This window comes from Euzebya pacifica (assembly GCF_003344865.1).
Taxonomy (GTDB): Bacteria; Actinomycetota; Nitriliruptoria; order Euzebyales; family Euzebyaceae; genus Euzebya; species Euzebya pacifica.
Window position 1 is genome coordinate 5,448,916 of record NZ_CP031165.1, and the last position, 15,451, is coordinate 5,464,366.

Annotated in this window: 19 protein-coding genes; 8 read left to right on the top strand and 11 right to left on the bottom strand. The window is 71.5% G+C overall.

Annotation, left to right across the window (positions count from 1 at the left end; genetic code table 11):
• Nucleotides 1-10 precede the first annotated feature (10 nt).
• Both DVS28_RS23460 and DVS28_RS23465 read right to left on the bottom strand, forming a co-directional pair.
• Complete coding sequence (locus DVS28_RS23460) at nucleotides 11-559, bottom strand: RsiG family protein (RefSeq protein WP_114593616.1); 549 nt, start codon at nucleotides 557-559, stop codon at nucleotides 11-13.
• A gap of 49 nt (nucleotides 560-608) precedes the next feature.
• Complete coding sequence (locus DVS28_RS23465; RefSeq protein ID WP_164710938.1) at nucleotides 609-1,697, bottom strand: M23 family metallopeptidase; 1,089 nt, start codon at nucleotides 1,695-1,697, stop codon at nucleotides 609-611.
• Nucleotides 1,698-1,773: 76 nt separating this feature from the next.
• Between DVS28_RS23465 and DVS28_RS23470 the strand changes: the two genes are divergently transcribed.
• From DVS28_RS23470 to DVS28_RS23485, 4 genes are all read left to right on the top strand, one after another.
• Nucleotides 1,774-2,721, top strand: coding sequence for a DUF4388 domain-containing protein (locus DVS28_RS23470; RefSeq protein ID WP_164710939.1), 948 nt, complete (start codon nucleotides 1,774-1,776; stop codon nucleotides 2,719-2,721).
• Nucleotides 2,722-2,759: 38 nt separating this feature from the next.
• A complete protein-coding gene (bcp, locus tag DVS28_RS23475) occupies nucleotides 2,760-3,227 on the top strand; it encodes a thioredoxin-dependent thiol peroxidase (protein ID WP_114593619.1) in 468 nt (155 codons plus the stop codon).
• Between the two features lie 92 nt (nucleotides 3,228-3,319).
• Entirely contained in the window at nucleotides 3,320-4,822 is a 1,503-nt protein-coding gene (locus DVS28_RS30050; protein WP_114593620.1) for a bifunctional diguanylate cyclase/phosphodiesterase, read from the top strand.
• Nucleotides 4,819-5,712 (top strand): sensor domain-containing diguanylate cyclase, encoded by an 894-nt coding sequence (locus DVS28_RS23485; RefSeq protein ID WP_114593621.1) that lies wholly within the window; start codon nucleotides 4,819-4,821, stop codon nucleotides 5,710-5,712. The genes DVS28_RS30050 and DVS28_RS23485 overlap by 4 nt, the downstream gene beginning before the upstream one ends.
• Nucleotides 5,713-5,749: 37 nt before the next feature.
• Here DVS28_RS23485 and ygfZ read toward each other — a convergent pair whose 3' ends face one another.
• Both ygfZ and DVS28_RS23495 read right to left on the bottom strand, forming a co-directional pair.
• Nucleotides 5,750-6,679 carry a CAF17-like 4Fe-4S cluster assembly/insertion protein YgfZ gene (ygfZ, locus tag DVS28_RS23490; RefSeq protein ID WP_164710941.1) on the bottom strand — a complete coding sequence of 310 codons (930 nt, stop codon included), beginning with the start codon at nucleotides 6,677-6,679 and terminating at the stop codon, nucleotides 5,750-5,752.
• 405 nt (nucleotides 6,680-7,084) lie between these two features.
• Nucleotides 7,085-7,795, bottom strand: coding sequence for a hypothetical protein (locus DVS28_RS23495; protein ID WP_164710942.1), 711 nt, complete (start codon nucleotides 7,793-7,795; stop codon nucleotides 7,085-7,087).
• Nucleotides 7,796-7,991: 196 nt separating this feature from the next.
• On the opposite strand from DVS28_RS23495, the gene gnd reads away from it, so the two are divergent.
• The 4 genes from gnd to DVS28_RS23515 all read left to right on the top strand — a co-directional run bounded on the left by gnd (nucleotide 7,992) and on the right by DVS28_RS23515 (nucleotide 11,521).
• Nucleotides 7,992-8,903 carry a phosphogluconate dehydrogenase (NAD(+)-dependent, decarboxylating) gene (gene gnd, locus DVS28_RS23500; RefSeq protein ID WP_114593624.1) on the top strand — a complete coding sequence of 304 codons (912 nt, stop codon included), beginning with the start codon at nucleotides 7,992-7,994 and terminating at the stop codon, nucleotides 8,901-8,903.
• A 93-nt stretch (nucleotides 8,904-8,996) separates the two neighbouring features.
• A complete protein-coding gene (gene zwf / locus DVS28_RS23505) occupies nucleotides 8,997-10,448 on the top strand; it encodes a glucose-6-phosphate dehydrogenase (RefSeq protein WP_114593625.1) in 1,452 nt (483 codons plus the stop codon).
• Nucleotides 10,448-11,104, top strand: a complete 657-nt coding sequence (locus tag DVS28_RS23510) for a 6-phosphogluconolactonase (RefSeq protein ID WP_114593626.1) — start codon at nucleotides 10,448-10,450, stop codon at nucleotides 11,102-11,104. The genes zwf and DVS28_RS23510 overlap by 1 nt, the downstream gene beginning before the upstream one ends.
• A 39-nt stretch (nucleotides 11,105-11,143) precedes the next feature.
• Nucleotides 11,144-11,521, top strand: a complete 378-nt coding sequence (locus DVS28_RS23515) for a DsrE family protein (protein WP_114593627.1) — start codon at nucleotides 11,144-11,146, stop codon at nucleotides 11,519-11,521.
• 144 nt (nucleotides 11,522-11,665) lie between these two features.
• Here the strand turns inward: DVS28_RS23515 and DVS28_RS23520 are convergent, their stop codons facing one another.
• The 7 genes from DVS28_RS23520 to DVS28_RS23550 are packed head-to-tail and all read right to left on the bottom strand — an operon-like array spanning nucleotide 11,666 to nucleotide 15,402.
• Nucleotides 11,666-12,169, bottom strand: a complete 504-nt coding sequence (locus DVS28_RS23520; RefSeq protein WP_164710943.1) for a thioredoxin family protein — start codon at nucleotides 12,167-12,169, stop codon at nucleotides 11,666-11,668.
• On the bottom strand, nucleotides 12,169-12,615 hold the full coding sequence (locus DVS28_RS23525; protein ID WP_114593629.1) for a DUF4395 domain-containing protein: 447 nt from the start codon (nucleotides 12,613-12,615) through the stop codon (nucleotides 12,169-12,171). Before DVS28_RS23525 ends, DVS28_RS23520 begins: the two co-directional genes overlap by 1 nt.
• 39 nt (nucleotides 12,616-12,654) lie before the next feature.
• Nucleotides 12,655-13,386 (bottom strand): phosphoadenylyl-sulfate reductase, encoded by a 732-nt coding sequence (locus DVS28_RS23530; protein WP_216826255.1) that lies wholly within the window; start codon nucleotides 13,384-13,386, stop codon nucleotides 12,655-12,657.
• Nucleotides 13,383-13,760, bottom strand: coding sequence for a DsrE family protein (locus DVS28_RS23535; protein ID WP_164710944.1), 378 nt, complete (start codon nucleotides 13,758-13,760; stop codon nucleotides 13,383-13,385). Before DVS28_RS23535 ends, DVS28_RS23530 begins: the two co-directional genes overlap by 4 nt.
• Before the next feature lie 7 nt (nucleotides 13,761-13,767).
• Nucleotides 13,768-14,121, bottom strand: coding sequence for a hypothetical protein (locus DVS28_RS23540; protein WP_114593632.1), 354 nt, complete (start codon nucleotides 14,119-14,121; stop codon nucleotides 13,768-13,770).
• Complete coding sequence (locus DVS28_RS23545; protein ID WP_114593633.1) at nucleotides 14,118-14,429, bottom strand: hypothetical protein; 312 nt, start codon at nucleotides 14,427-14,429, stop codon at nucleotides 14,118-14,120. The genes DVS28_RS23540 and DVS28_RS23545 overlap by 4 nt, the downstream gene beginning before the upstream one ends.
• 1 nt (nucleotide 14,430) lies before the next feature.
• Complete coding sequence (locus DVS28_RS23550) at nucleotides 14,431-15,402, bottom strand: sulfurtransferase TusA family protein (protein ID WP_114593634.1); 972 nt, start codon at nucleotides 15,400-15,402, stop codon at nucleotides 14,431-14,433.
• Nucleotides 15,403-15,451 lie beyond the last annotated feature (49 nt).

Consider the following 15,451-nt stretch of genomic DNA (forward strand, 5'->3'; position numbering starts at 1 on the left):
GATCTGCCGATCAGCCTTCCACGGTCCGGACGACGTCGTTGATGGATGCGGCCCCGTCGCGATACCGCGCGATGAGCTCCTGCTGCAGCCGGTCGAGGTTGTCCATGACCTTGCGACGCAGGGCGGAGATGGCCTGCTCCTCCTCCTTCAGCCGCTGCACCGCAGCGACCAGCTCGGGGTCGGTCAGGTCCGGCAACCGTCCGAGCGGCATCTCCTCCAGCACGCGGTCGCCACGTCGACGACCCTGCTTGCCGGTCGGCACGTAGACCTCGCTGTTGCTGACCGATCGCGGCCCGCCGGCGGCCTCGTCGGTCAGGATCGTCGTCAGCGTCGAGACGAGCGAGTCCGCGTCGGTGCCCTCGCGACGCTGGAGTTCGGCCCGTGCGATGTCGAGCTGGCCGTGCAGCAGCCGTCGAGCGTAGGACAGGCGCGCTTCCTCCTCGCGACAGTCGTCACGCATCGTGCGGATGTCCGCAGGCACGAGGTCGGCCAGGCCGTCGAGGAAGTCCTCGTCGGTGATCCGGTCGATGCGCCGTCGATAGGGGGCTGCGTCAGTCATCGTGTGCTCCGGAGTGTAGACCGATGCGAGGCAACGGCGGGCTGGCTGGTCAACGACAGAGCGCAGCCGCCAGGGGGAAGGGGTTGATCGGCCCACCGTCACCGGGATGGAACTGCCAGTGGAGGTGTGGCGGCGTGCCGGCGGCGTTGCCGCTCTGACCGGTGGCGCCGATCAGCTGGCCGACGGTCACGGTCTGGTAGTCCGTGACGTAGGCCGCCGACAGGTGTGCGTAGTAGTAGCGGTTGCCGAGGTTGTCGACGAGGTCGATGGACAGGCCACCGAGCGAGTTGTGGAACACCCTGCGGATGTAGCCGTCGGCGACGGCGAACTGGGGCATGCCGTAGGCGGCGAACATGTCGGCCCCCTGATGGCGACGGCCACCCGAGCGCGGGAACCCCCACGAGTCGATGAAGCCGTTGGGCTGGCCCAGCGGACACGTCATGACCTGGGTGCCCCCGGGCAGGGTCACCTCGCGCAGGATGCCGGGCGGGACGTACCCGAAGGAGGCCTGGTAGCCGGTGGACACGAGCTGCTGCTGTTCGGCGTCCTCTTCTGCCTCGGCCAGCGCCTCCTCTGCCGAGGAGACGGCCGCTGCAGCCTCCTCCAGCGCATCGTCGAAGACGACGGTCAGGTTGCGCAGGTCCTGCATGGCCGACGCCGTCCCCGCCTGGATGCCCTGCTGGCTGGAGACGTTGTCGACGACCCGTTCGGCAGCGGCGTGCAGGCTGACGGCCTGCGCTGCGGTCTCTGCCGCGACGGTGGTCATGACCGCCGACGCGTGGAGTGCCGAGCCGACGTCGGAGGCCAGCAGGAACGCCCCCGAGGTGCGCAGGAGGTCCACGCCCGGCTGCTTGTAGGCCTGGCGGATCTGGTCTGCCCTGCGGGCCTGAGCAGTCCGGACGGCGGCCTCGGCCTCCTCCACCTGTGTCTCCGCACCCGACAGCTCGCCCTCGAGGCGTTCGGCGTGGGCCAGCGCCTCCTCGTAGCCCGAGGCGAGCTCGTCGAGTCGGTCGAGGGTGTCGTCGTAGGTGCGCTGGGCGTCCTCGAGGTCACGGGTCGCCTCGATGACGCCGGTGTCCTCCGCCACCGACGCGCTGCCCGTCCCCTGCACCGCCGCCGACGGCTGCGCGAGCAGCACGACGAGGCCGGCGGCAAGGACCGCGGCTGGCCATGCATGTCGCTGGAGGAAGGGGCCCAGTTGCTACGCTCCCGTCGTGGAGTCCGGTCGACTGCAGAACGAACCGACGTCGGTAGTGTGCCGGCGTCTTGCCACGGAGTCACGGACCGGCTGTCTCCACCTCCTGCCCGACGAGGCATCCGGCGAGCACGAGGTCCGCATCTGGTTCCGTGATGGACGGATCCACACCGCCGTTGCGCAGGAGGGTCGTCGACGGCTCGGCGAGATCCTCGTGGCCGACTCGGGGTTGCCGCAGGGCAGCCTCGACCGTGCGCTGGACCAGCAGCGCCGCGAACCGGGGGGCGTCCGGATCGGGGACGTCCTCGTGGCCATGGGACTGGTGGACCGCGAGACCCTGCGCGACGCCGTGCGGGAGCAGATCCTCGAGACCCTCGCGCTGGCCGTCGGTCGCCGGCACGGGGCCTGGCGGTTCGTCCCCGACGCGGCCGTGAAGTGGGACGTCCCGCTGGGCTCGGGCATGCAGGACGCGCTCATGGAGGCGTCCAGGCGGCTCGACGCCCCCGAGGTCATCGCGTGGCGACTCGGCGGCATGGACGCCGTGGTGGACTTCGGCTCCGACGACGCCGACGTGCGGCTGTCGTTGCGGGCCCGCGAGTGGGCGATGTTGACCCACATCGACGGACGGAACTCCATCGCCGAGATCGCCCGCCGGGCAGGCGAGGACCCCGTCACCACGGCCCGCGTCGTGCACGGCCTGCACGCCGCCGGCGTCGTGCACGTCCTGCGTCCCCCCGCGCCGACCTTCGACGACCTCAGGGCTGATCTGGTGGGGGTCAGCGATCGCCCTGCGCCCGCGGTACGGCCTGCCGAACCCAGCCCCGGCCTGGTCGTGGTGCCGGTGCCGCCCCCACCGCCGATCCCGCCGCCCCCTCGCCCGCCGCCGACAGCCGAGCCGACCTCCGAGCCGGCGGTGACCTCCTCGGCTGCGCTGTTCGCGGATCTGGCCGACGATCCCGCAGACTGACCGCCCCGAACCCTCGACCAGATCAAGGACGTGACGACGTGAACGTCGCCGCAGGCGATACCGCACCCGACTTCGAGCTTCCCGACCAGGACGGCAACCCCGTCTCGCTGTCGTCGCTGCGGGGCCAGCCGGTGCTGCTGTACTTCTATCCACGGGACGAGACCCCCGGCTGCACGATCCAGGCACAGCACATCCGCGACAGCTGGTCGGACTTCACCGATGCGGGCGTGGCGGTGCTCGGGGTGTCACCGGACACCGTCGACAGCCACCGGTCCTTCTGCGACAACCACGACCTGCCGCACACGCTCCTGGCCGATCCGGACCACGAGGTGATGGAGGCCTACGGGGCCTGGGGCGAGAAGACGCTGTACGGCAGGACCTCCATCGGGCCCATCCGTTCCTCGGTCCTGATCGATGCCGAGGGCACCGTCGTGAAGGTGTGGAAACGTGCCCAGGCCAAGGCGCACGCCGAACGCGCACTGAAGGCGATCTCGCAGCTGTTGTGAGGTCATCTGCATCCGCTGGTCGGGATCCGAGCCTGCTGTTCACCCAACGTGCCTGACCCGGCACCACCTGCTGGCATACCGTAGGAGCCGTGATGGTGATGTCCGTGGTGGGCGCGGACGGTCCCGAGGGGGATCGTCCGCTGGTGTGGGCTGCGCGAGGCCGGTCGGTGGCGTTGGGCGTGCTGGTGGTGTGCCTGGCCGTGCTGGGCGTTGTCGTCCAGCAACGGGCCCCGGCCGCCCTGGCCGCGGTGGCGACGGGATTGCTGGCCGTCGCGGTGCTCGTGCGGGGTGCTGGGGCGAAGCCCCCCGAACCCGAGGAACCGACCGTCGAGGTCCCCGAGGAATTGCCCGGACGACCCGAGTTCGTCGCCGCCGCCGAGGTCATGCTCAGCGAGGGGGAGGGCAACCCCGCCGTCCTCGTCGTGTTGCTCGACGGGTTCCGCGACGTGCAGACGGTGCTGGGCGACACGCCGGCCGAGGAGGTGCTTGCCGCCGTCGGGGTGCGCGTGGCCGAGGTCGCGCAGGACTGGCCCGCCGGCTCACTGGGTGGCGAACGGTTCGCCGTGGCGATGCGGGCCCGCCCCTTCCTGCCGGCACATCACCTCGCGAGGAGGATCCGCGAGCACATCGCCGAACCCATGGTGATCGGTGGGGTGTCCCTGCGGCTGCGCGCCTTCGTCGGCATCGCCCAGGGCGAAGGCGGGGCCGAGGTGCTGACCACACGGGCGACGATCGCCGCCGCCACTGCCCAGGACACCAACGAGGGCCTCGTCGTGCACCAGCGCGAGGACCCCGCCGTGGTCCGCCGCCGGCTGGACATCGTGAGCAGCCTGTCGGAGGCCCTCGAGAAGCCCGATGAACGGGGCTTCCGGCCGCTGTTCCAGCCGATCGTCGACGGCGACGGGGTCCTGATCTCCGCAGAGGCGCTGGCCCGCTGGGACGACCCGAAGCTGGGCGCGATCACCCCCGACACCTTCATCCCCCTCGCCGAACGCACAGGACTCGTGGCGCCGCTCTTCACCGTGATGCTCGCCCAGTCGTTGCTGGACTGCCGCCGGTGGCGAGACGGGGGAGTCGAGGCCGGACTGTCCATCAACGTGTCGCCGGTCAACCTGCGTGATCCGCTGCTGACCTCGGAGCTGACTGCGCGGCTGGAGGACGTCGGCTTGAGCCCCTCCGACGTGACCCTGGAGATCACCGAGTCCGCCGTCATCGACGACTACTCCTGGGCCCTGGTGACCCTCCGGGAGCTTCGCAAGCTCGGGTTCGGCGTGGCCCTCGACGACTTCGGCATGGGGTACTCCTCGCTGGGCCGGCTGCACGACCTTCCGGTCTCGGTGGTCAAGCTGGACCGGTCGTTCGTGGCGGGCCTGCCCGGCGACGAACGGTCCGTGGGAATCGTCAGGGCGACCGTCGACGTGTGTCGCCTGCTCGGGCTCGTGGTGGTGGCGGAGGGCGTGGAGACCGACCAGCAGGCCGACATGATCCTGGAGATGGGGGTGGACCGCATGCAGGGCTTCCTGTTCTCCCCGGCGATCAGCGTCGACGAGATCGTGGCCGGCCCGGTCGTCGCCGGGTGGGAGGGCAACCGATGACCCCCAGCAGTGACCTTCCCCCGTGGCTGATCAGCGGGGTCGCCGACATCGTGCTGACGAGCTCGCCGACCCCGACCGGGGTGCTGAACCTCGAGCTGCGCCACGTGATGGTCAACCAGGCGCTCGGCAAGCTCTACGGCGTCGACCCGCGCACGGCGACGGGTTCCACGCCCGTGCAGCTGCTGGGCCACCTCGGTGGACAGATCGAGCAGCGGTGCCGCGCCGTCGTGGGGACCGGTCGCGCGGAGCTCGGCCACGTCGTCACCGGTGTGCCCTCCACCGCACCCGAGGGCGAGGTGCACTGGCAGGTCGACTGCCTGCCCGTCAGCCACGAGAACGGTCCGCCCGGCGCCCTGCTGCTGGTGGTCACCGACATCACCGCACGCACCCGGGCGATGCGCAGCCTCAACGAACAGCGCCGGTCGCTGGCCTACCAGGCCAGCCACGACCCCGTGACCGGGCTGGCCAACCGCTTCCAGCTGCTTGAGGTGCTGCAGTACCACCTGTCGGGACAGAGCTTTCCCAACGTGCTCATGGTGGACCTCGACGGCTTCAAGGAGGTCAACGACGTCCATGGCCACGCCGCTGGCGATCAGGTGCTGGCGACCATCGCCGACCGCCTGCGCAACAGCGTGCGCACCGAGGACCTCGTCGCCCGGTACGGCGGTGACGAGTTCGTGCTGGTGATCCGCCCCAACGTCGACGCCCGTGCCTTCGCCGAACGCCTGGTCGACCTGATCGCCGAACCCATCCCGTGGGCCGGCAAGCAGCTGTCGGTCGGCGCCTCCATCGGCGTGGCCGAGGCCGGCCCGGGCGACTCGGTGTCCGGGCTGCTCCACCGTGCCGACGAGGCGATGTACGAGGTCAAGGCCGACCGCAAGGGCACCTAGCTGTAGTACCCCGGCACGTTGTTGACGGTGCGATGAGTCAGGCGCCGCGGAGGGGCATGCCGGCACCGACGCGGGTGCGGACGCGCACGACGCCGTCGGGGGTGTCGACGGTCTCGGGCAGCTCGCCGTCGACCAGGGGCAGCAGGGCCAGGGCGACGGTGCGCCCGTCCCCGGTCGCTGCCGCGCTGGTGACCTCCCCCGGCCGACGTCCCTCCCCGAGGGTGTCGCCGGCTGCGAGGACGTGGTCGGCCTCGATGACCGCCAGGGCCCGGCGGGGACGCCCGAGGTTGAAGATCTTGGCGATCGACTCCTGACCCGGATAGCACCCCTTGCGCAGGTGCACATGGGTGGGCAGCAGGCCCAGCTCCTGGGTCCGTCGGCCGGTCGCGATCTCGCTGCCCCAGCCCGGACGACCGGTGGCGATGCGGTGGCGCTCCCAGTCCTCGGCTGACGCCAGCGGCAGGTCCCGATCCTCCACCAGCTCCTCGACCCGGTCCGTGACCCAGGACGTCGGGCCCAGCAGGTCCACCCCACCGTCGCGGTCCCGGATGACGAGCCCGTCGCCGTGTGGTGCGGCGGTTCCCGGCTGGCTGCGGGCGCCCGGGGCGTCGACCTCGCCCGGCCCCCGGAGACTGGCCAGCGACCACTCGCCGGTGAGGTCGCTGACCTCCACTTGCATCATGAACCGGAAGCGGTCCAGCCGTTCGGCGACCGCTGCGGCGATCTCGGCCGGGACCAGCAGCAGGACGTGCTCGGCGTGCACGACCATCGTGCCGGCGGCGAGGTGTTCGCCCTTGGCGTCGAGGTAGAGGAAGTCCGCCACGTCCCCGGGCTTCGTGCCCTCCACGTCCTGGCTGAGCAGGGAGTGCAGGTAGGCGATGCGGTCGGGGCCGGCGACACGGATCACACCGTCGGTCCTGCGGTGGATGGCCGGGGTGTCGATCAGCAGGTCGGTGGGCTGGGTCATGGCACCACGGTAGCCACGGTCGCGCAGGTGGCCGGATCCCTTCGGGTTTCCCCTTCCCTCCCTTGCGCTCGTGGCTAGAATCACCGGCACGACTGAAAGGAGGTGGTCCAACCACAATGACCAGTGATCATTGCGTGACCGTCGAGGTGATGCGCCGCTAGGCGTCCTCGGTTCTTCTTGCATCCGGAACCGATCACACGGACGCCGATGCGAATCCACGCTCATCACCCGCTACGTGGTTTGCGGGACGTGGTCACACCCGCCGAGGCGCACTGCGGTGCACCGGCAGAGACCGCTGAGTGTTGGATGCACAAGTGAAAATTGGCACCGCCCGGGATAGCTCCCGGGCGGTGCTGTTCTGTGTGGGCCGGATCCTGTGTGGACCCGGCCCGTGTGGTCCGACGGTCAGCCCTTGATGAGCTCGCGCTCGGGGATCGTCACACCGGGGACGGCTGCGGCCTCGTCCTCGCGGAGGCGGCCACCGGCGGCCCAGGCGAGGCCCAGTCCGAGGACCACGAGGGTTGCGCCGATACCGGCGACCAGGGCGGCGATGCCGGTGCCCAGCTGCAGGGTGGAGGCGGTGACGGTGCCGACGCCCAGCTCACCGAACAGTCCGTGCACGGTGCCGGACCAGGCCATCTCGCGCGCCGGGCCCTCGATGGGGTGGGTGCGGTCGAAACCGGTCCAGTAGCGACCGTCGACATCGAACTCGTAGGTGCCGGCGTCGAAGGTCTCGCCGTTGAACTCGACGGGCTCGTCCAGGACGACCGTCTGGGTGCCGTGCAGCACGTGGTAGCCGACCGTCGCCATCTGGTACATGTACTCGCTGGCGGTGTTGACCAGGGGGTCGGCCGGGTCGAAGTCGGCCTCGACGACCGGGTAGCCCCAGTCCTCGGTCAGGAGGGTCATGATCGCCTCGGCGCCTGCGGTCTCGCCGCGGTCGATCAGCTGTCCGTCCTCGTTGTAGGACAGCGTGACGTTCTGCGCTTCGCTGAACGCTTCCAGGCTGTCGTAGCCGGCGGACACCTGTGTCCAGGCGTAGCCGCCGCCGATCAGGAAGACCATGCCGAAGGCGGCAAGGACGAACCCAAGGGTGCGGAATCGTGTGGTGAGCATGATGACCTCCAAGTCATCGATCTTTCGGGGGCGGCTTGTGATGTCCCTCACAATCGTCGTTCGGCCGGGTGCGCCCCAAGGCCGAGTGGCACGCCTCCCGAGGGACCAAGGTCCCCGCCGGCTCGGGGCCATGGGTCCCGACCGTTCTCCCCGTTGATCCCGTGCGCCGGGGGTCGACTTGCGCGAGGATCGCGGCATGCAGATCGGGATGGTCGGACTGGGAAAGATGGGCGGCAACATGACCGTCCGCCTGTTGCGCGGGGGCCACGACGTGGTCGCCCACGACGTCAGCGCCGAGGCGGTGGCATCAGCGGCGGAGGCGGGCGCAACGGGGGTGGACTCCCTCGAGGCGCTGGTGGCAGCGATGCCCGCACCGCGGATCGTGTGGGTGATGGTCCCCTCGGGGGAGATCACCGAACGAACCGTGCGGACCCTCGGTGGGCTGATGGATGCCGGCGACGTGATCGTCGACGGGGGCAACTCGCGCTTCAGCGACTCCGTGGCGCTGGCCGCGTCGCTGGCCGAGGACGGCGTGCTGATGGTGGACGCCGGCACCTCCGGCGGCATCTGGGGGCTGGAGGAGGGGTACTGCCTGATGGTCGGTGGGACCAACGAGGCCATCGAGCGGCTGTCCCCGGCGCTCGAGACGCTGGCGCCACCCGACGGCTGGGCGCACGTCGGCCCGGTCGGCGCCGGGCACTACGTCAAGATGATCCACAACGGCGTCGAGTACGCGATGATGCAGGCCTACGCCGAGGGGTTCGAGCTGATGGCCGCGGGCGACTTCGGCATCGACCTGCACCAGGTCGCGGAGGTGTGGCGCCACGGGTCGGTGGTGCGTTCGTGGCTGCTGGACCTCACCGCCCGTGCGCTGGACGCCGACCCGGGGCTGGAGGAGCTGGACGCGTGGGTGCCGGACTCCGGTGAGGGCCGCTGGACGGTGCAGACCGCCGTCGACCTGGCCGTCCCCACCCCCACCATCGCCGCGGCCCTCTTCAACCGGTTCGCCAGCCGCGAGGACAACGCGTTCGGCCAGCGGCTCCTGGCGGCGCTGCGCAACCAGTTCGGCGGTCACGCCGTGAAGCCGGCCGAGGGAGGACACGAGTGACCGAGCGCCAGCGAGGGCCGAGGCCCGGACCGAGGCCGAGCCGCGCAGCGGCAGGACCAGCACAGCCTTCGGGCTCCTCACCCGGTTCGACCGATGGGTGATCGCGACCTGACGCCGCCGGATGCGGTCATCGTGCTGTTCGGCGGCAACGGCGACCTGGCCCGCCGCAAGCTCATCCCCTCGTTGTGGGACCTTCACCGCGCTGGCCTGATGCCGGAGCAGTGGGTGCTGATCGGGGCGTCCCGTTCCGACATGGCCGACGAGGCGTACGGCGAGTTCGCCCGCGAGGCGCTGGCGGAGTTCGACCGCGAGGTCTCCGCCGACGACCAGGACGCGTTCACCGAGTTCGCCAGCCACCTGCGCTACCGCGGCGGGGGCTTCGACGCCGACGACCCCTCGCGCATCGCTGACGCGGTCGCCGAGGCCGAGCAGGAGATGGGTGGCGAGCCGACCCGCCTGTTCTACCTGGCCGTCCCGCCGTCGGCGTTCGGGCCGATCACCGAGGGCATCGGTGCAGCCGGTCTGGACCAGCGGGCACGGGTGGTGTTCGAGAAGCCCTTCGGTACCGACGCCGAGTCCTTCGCCGAGCTGGACGACACCGTTCGTTCGGTGCTGACCGAGGAGCAGATCTACCGGATCGACCACTTCCTCGGGAAGGAGACGCTGCAGAACGTGCTGGCACTGCGGTTCGCCAACGGCATGTTCGAGCCCGTCTGGAACCGCCAGCACATCGACCACATCCAGATCGACTCGCCCGAGTCCATCGACATCGGCAGCCGTGCGTCGTTCTACGAGTCCACGGGTGCGCTGCGCGACATGGTCGTCACCCACCTGTTCCAGGTCCTGTCCATCATCGCCCTCGAACCCCCTGTGTCCCTGGACCCCTCGCCCCTGATGGACGAGAAGCGCAAGGTCTTCGAGTCGATGTCCACGCTGCGCTGCGAGGACGTCGTCTTCGGCCAGTACGAGGGCTACACCGAGTCCGAGGGCGTGGCGGCGGACTCCACGACCGAGACCTTCGTGGCCGCTCGCATCGAGATCGACAACTGGCGCTGGGCTGGCGTGCCGATCTACCTGCGCACCGGCAAGGCGATGGCGGAGAAGCGGCAGACCATGACGTTGGCGTTCAAGCGGCCGCCCCGGCAGATGTTCGCCGCACACGGCCTGCGCGCTGACGCCCACGACCACCTGACCCTCGACATGGCGGGCGATCAGGGCGTGACCGTGTCGTTCCTCGCCAAGCGGCCCGGACCTCGGCTGCGGTTGGGGCAGGCATCGATGCGCTTCAGCTACGAGCAGGACTTCGGCGCGACCGGCGGCGTGCAGCTGGACGCCTACGAACGACTGCTCCACGACGCCCTGCTCGGTGACCGCACGCTGTTCACCCGCGCCGACGGCATCGGCCGCACCTGGGAGCTGGTCAAGCCGATCCTCGAGCGTCCACCACGTGTGCTCCCCTACGCCCGCGGGTCGTGGGGACCGGAGGCGGCGACGGAGCTGATCGCCCCGCGCACCTGGCACCTGCCGGAGGACCACGAGCACTGATGGCCGACACCCCGACGCTGGAAGTCCTGCCCGACGAGGCCGCCGTTGCCGCCCGTACCGCCGAGCTGATCACCGACGTGCTCGCCCAGCCGTTGCCGGCCGGCCGAACCGCGCCCCGCGCCGTTGCGTTGTCCGGCGGGGGGACGCCCAAGGCGATGTATCCGCTGATGGCGGCCGTCGGCACGGTGCCGTGGTCGGACGTGCACGTCCTGCAGGTCGACGAACGACAGGTGGGCGAGGACGACCCCGCCCGCAACTGGCTGGCGATCCGCGACACCCTCGTGATCCCGACCGGCGCCGTGGGGCACCCGATGCCGCTGGAGGGGGACGACTATCCCGTGCCCGAGGTGGTCGACGTCGCGCAGCTGGGCATCGGGACCGACGGCCACACGGCCTCGTTGATCCCCGGCGACCCGGTGCTGGACGTCACCGGGGTCGACGTGGCACGGGCCGGTCCCTACCAGGGTGCGGTCCGGCTGACCCTGACCGCCGAGGCGATCAACCGGGTCGGCGTGCTGGTGTGGCAGATCGTCGGGGCCGACAAGCACGAGGCCCTCGAACGGCTGATGGACGGCGACACGTCGATCCCCGCCGGGCTGATCCGTCGCGGGCCGAGGGTGGTCGTCGTCGCTGACAGGGCCGCGGCCCGCGGCTGAGCCACACTGCCCCTCCGCCACCCGTCCCGAGGAATCGTCATGCCAGACCCTGCCCCGCCCCGTCTGCTGGTCGTCAAGGCCACGCACGCCGCCGATGACCCCGAGCGCGCCAACCTGGCCTGCAACGTTGCTGCTGCCGGCGTGGCGGGCGGCGCCGAGGTGCACCTCTTCCTCGCCATGGAGGGGGTCCGGTTGGCCCTGCCCAACATCGGTCGGGTCATCGAGGTCGAGCACGCGGCCGGGGTGGAGGAGCTCCTCGAGGCCGTCTACGCCGCAGGGTCGGTGACGGTCTGCACGCCCTGCGCCGCCCGGCGAGGGCTGGAGCCGGCGGCCTTCCGCGATGGCACCGCCATGGGCGGTTCGGCCTTGTTCGTCGAGCTCGCGACCAGGCCCAACGCCACCGCGCTGGTCTACTGACCGCTTGTCGGGTTTCGGGCCGCCCGTCGCAGGAACCCGACACGCGGCCGCGGGGCCGGCCGACACGACCACCCGCTTGTCGGGTTTCGGGCCGCCCGTCGCAGGAACCCGACAGGCGCCCGGGTCGTCGCAGGCCGGTGGGGGCTAGGCCGGCTGGGGGGTCGTGGAGTCCAGCAACGCCAGCAGCTCGTCCTCACGGGGCACGCCGCTGACGCGACCGAGCAGGTGGCCTTCCTCGGTGATCAGCAGGGTCGTCGGGGCCCGCATCACCCGGTGGGCCCGCACGAGGTCCAGTGCCTCCGCGACGTCGAGCGCCACGATGCCGACGTCACTGCGGCCGGCGGTGACCCGGTCCAGCACCTCACGGGTGGCGACGCATGGCTGGCAGTTCGGCGCGGTGAACTCCACGAACACGAGGGGGGAGGCGGGGGCGATGGCGGCGGCGATGTCGGCAGCCTCGACCGGCAGGGTCGACCAGCGCGACACGGACGAACCGGCGACGGGATCGGGCCGGTCCTGACCGGAGCGGTCCCCACCGGCCGGGCGCGCTGCGTCCGTGGTCCGGACTCGCCCGTCACGGGCCTTCCACCAGGCGCTGAACGCCCCGGTGGCGGCGATGACGAGCAGCAGGACGACGACGCGGTCCATCAGGCGGTCCCTCCGCGCAGGCGCTGGCCGACGGCGTACATCTCGCAACCCACGCAGATGCCGGTTGCGGCCAGCAGGCCCGACAGCGCGACGACGACGAGGACCAGGCCCCATCCGAGCGCCGTGGCACCGGCAAGGACCGCAGCCAGCCCGGCACCGCTGAAGATCAGCCCCATCACCTGGCTGAACCGTGGTCCCGCCTCGGGCTCGGTCTCCGGCGGCGGACCGAGGTCGAACCGACGCTTCACGAACCGGAAGACGTTGCCGTACGGCGACCAGCGCAACCCGGCGATCGCGGCGACGGCGAACACGGCGACCTGCACCGACAGCACGGCCGCGGACTGGGTCAGGTACGCCGTGGCGAGGACCACGAAGGTCAGCGCAGCGGAGAAGCGGGGTCCTCGGACGTCGATCATCAGCGGTTGGGAGGATGTTGGTTCTGACATGTTCGGGTCTCCTCGACTGCGAGGGGAGGGGAAGCGCGGTCAGGCGCTCGTGGTGGATTCCAGGTGGATGCCGCACTCGGTCTTGGCACGGCCGGCCCAGCGGCCGGCACGGTCGTCCTCACCGGGTGCGGTCGGGCGGGTGCAGGGGGCGCAGCCGATCGAGCCGAACCCCCGGTTGGCCAGCGGGTGGGGCGGCAGGTCGTGCAGGCGGCGGTGGCCTGCGACGTCGGCGGCGGTCCAGGCGGCCAACGGCGCAACCTTCAGCAGCGTCCGGCCGTCCCTGTCCGCGGTGGCGACCACCGGGGTCGAGGCGCGGTCGGGGGTCTGCGAGCGACGCACGCCGGTGGCCCAGCCGTCGTAGCCCTCGAGCGCCTCGTCGAGCGGGGCGACCTTGCGGAGGGCGCAGCACACGTCGGGGTCACGCAGGTACATGGCCGGGCCGTAACGGTCGGCCTGCTGCGCGACGGTCAGGTCAGGGCGCACGTCGATCACGTTGCGCAGCCCCAACCGGTTGGCCAGCAGGTGGCGGTAGGCCAGGCTCTCGGCGAAGTGGAAGCCGGTGTCGAGGAACAGCACGGGCAGGTCGGCGTCGACCTCGGCCACGAGGCTCAGCAGGGTGGCGGCGTCCGCACCGAAGCTGGAGGTGACGGCGAAGCGGGGGATGCAGGCGCGGGCCCAGCGCAGGATGTCGATGGCGGGGGCACCCTCCAACTCGTGGGCGGCCTCCTCGACATCGATGTCCGACAGCGCCGGGACCAGGGTGTCGGTCACCACGTGAGGACCCCTTCGGCATCGGCGATGGCCGACGCCACGTCGTCGTCGCCGACGACGTCGATGCCCGCGAGCAGGTCCTCGGGGCCGATGCCCTGACGAGCCATCGCCGGCTGGTGGGCCACCACGCGGATGCCGCTCTCGAGCAGGGCACGCAGGTCATGGGCCGCAGCGGCCGGCGGGAACGGCGCGTCACCGATGCGACGCGGCGGCGTCTCGCCGTCGGCAACGGCCAGCCGGACGGCGTCCTCGAGCAGGACCACGACCAGGTCCACGTCCTGGGTGACGGCGTAGGCGTTGGCCTCCAGCGACGGCTCGGCACCGCGGGGGGCGCCCGGTGCGTGCCGGATCAGGCTGACGAGTCGACGGGGCACGGTGCGTTCAGCTCCCCACGCCGACGGAGAGGACCAGGTCGGCGTCGCGGACGACGCCCCACAGCTCGGCGTGGTCGCCCTCGATGACACCGGTGGCCTGTCGGCCGTCGACGCCGAGCGCCACGCTGGCGTCGGTTTCCACGATCCACTGCAGCGGCCCGCCGAGGACGCCCTTGCGGATCAGCCCCTCGACGGCCCGGGCCACGGGATGGGTGCCGGCGGACAGCACGGCCGCTTCGTCATGGGCGAAGACACGAACGGTGACACCACGCTCGACGAGGCGTTCGACCAGCCCGAGGGCGGTGATCGTCTGCTCGTTGGCGCTGCCGGCGTTGAGGACGAGGGCGGCGGAGGCGATCACAGCCACACCGCCTTGTCGGTGGCGTCGACGAGGAGGTCGCCGACCGACGGGATGTCGGTCGGCTTGATGCCGTCAGCCACGGCGGTCGGGGGGATGCCCCGCCGACGGAGCGCATCGGTGTCGACCAGGACGGCCGCGCCGGCGGCCAGGGCCGTGGCCACCCGGTCGTTGGAGGGGTGGGCCGGGCGGGCCAGGTCGGCGCCGCGGTCGAGCAGGACGACGGTCACCTCCTCGCCCTTCTGGCTGAGGAGGGCGGACAGGTGCAGCGGCCAGCAGTCGCCGGCGGACAGCAGGACGGTGGTCCGCATGTCAGGCCTTCTCGATCAGCAGGCGGATGGCCGGTCGTCCGCCCGCGTCCTGTGCACGTTCGACGGCTACCAGGGCATGACCGGCGCGGTCGGCCCACCGTGCGAAGGAGGCGGGGGATCCGGGGCCCTCGGCGAGGACCTCGAGGATGTCACCGGCGCGCAGGTCGGTCATGGCACGCATCGCCTCGACGACACCGCTGTCGCGGGTCTGCCCACGGGCGTCGAGGGTCGCGGCGGGGGAGATCGTGGAGCGAGGGGCGCGGCCGCCGGTGGCTCGCATGCGCCAGACCCGGCCGTGGATGCCGCCGGAGGTCTCGGCCAGGTCGACCATGACGCCGGAGCCTTCGGTGGCGCCGGCGAGGAGGCCGCGTTCGAGGGCTTCGGCGAGGGCGGGGTCCAGTCGTTCGACGAGCGCGACCGCGGGAGACAGGCCGCTGACCTCTGCCCAGTCGCTGCCGGCACGGTCGACACGGGCATCGGGGGCGTAGGCGCGGATGGCACGGACCGCACGCTGGGCGGCATCGCTGGTGGCGCGCGACGTCGGCGGATCGCCGGGCAGCGCGCTGACCAGCCGGCGCCCTTCGTCGCGGGACGCCTCCAGCGCCCGAGCCACCAACGGCGGCCCCCCGGGCCGGTCCAGCAGGGTGACGAGCAGGCGAACCATCAACGCGGCGGCAGCGCCACCGGCTGGTTGGGCCGCGCCGTCGAGCACCGCGTGGTCGTCCTCGACCTCGGGACGGGCCCGGTAGACACGTGCAGGGCGGCCACCGCCCGGATGCTTGCGCTGCCCGACGGTCAGCAACCCCGCCTCGGCCAGCAGACCCAGGTGGGTGCGCGCGACGTTGGGGTGCAGGTCGAAGGTGTCGGCGACGTCACGGACGGTCAGGGCGCCGTCGACCTGGCGCAGGTGGTCGTAGATCCCTGCACGGGTGGAGGAGCCGAGGGCTCGGGTGACGCTGACCGTTCCGGACATGGCCCTGTTGTACCCACTCACCCCCACCCGTGGACAGTGGAAACCATGT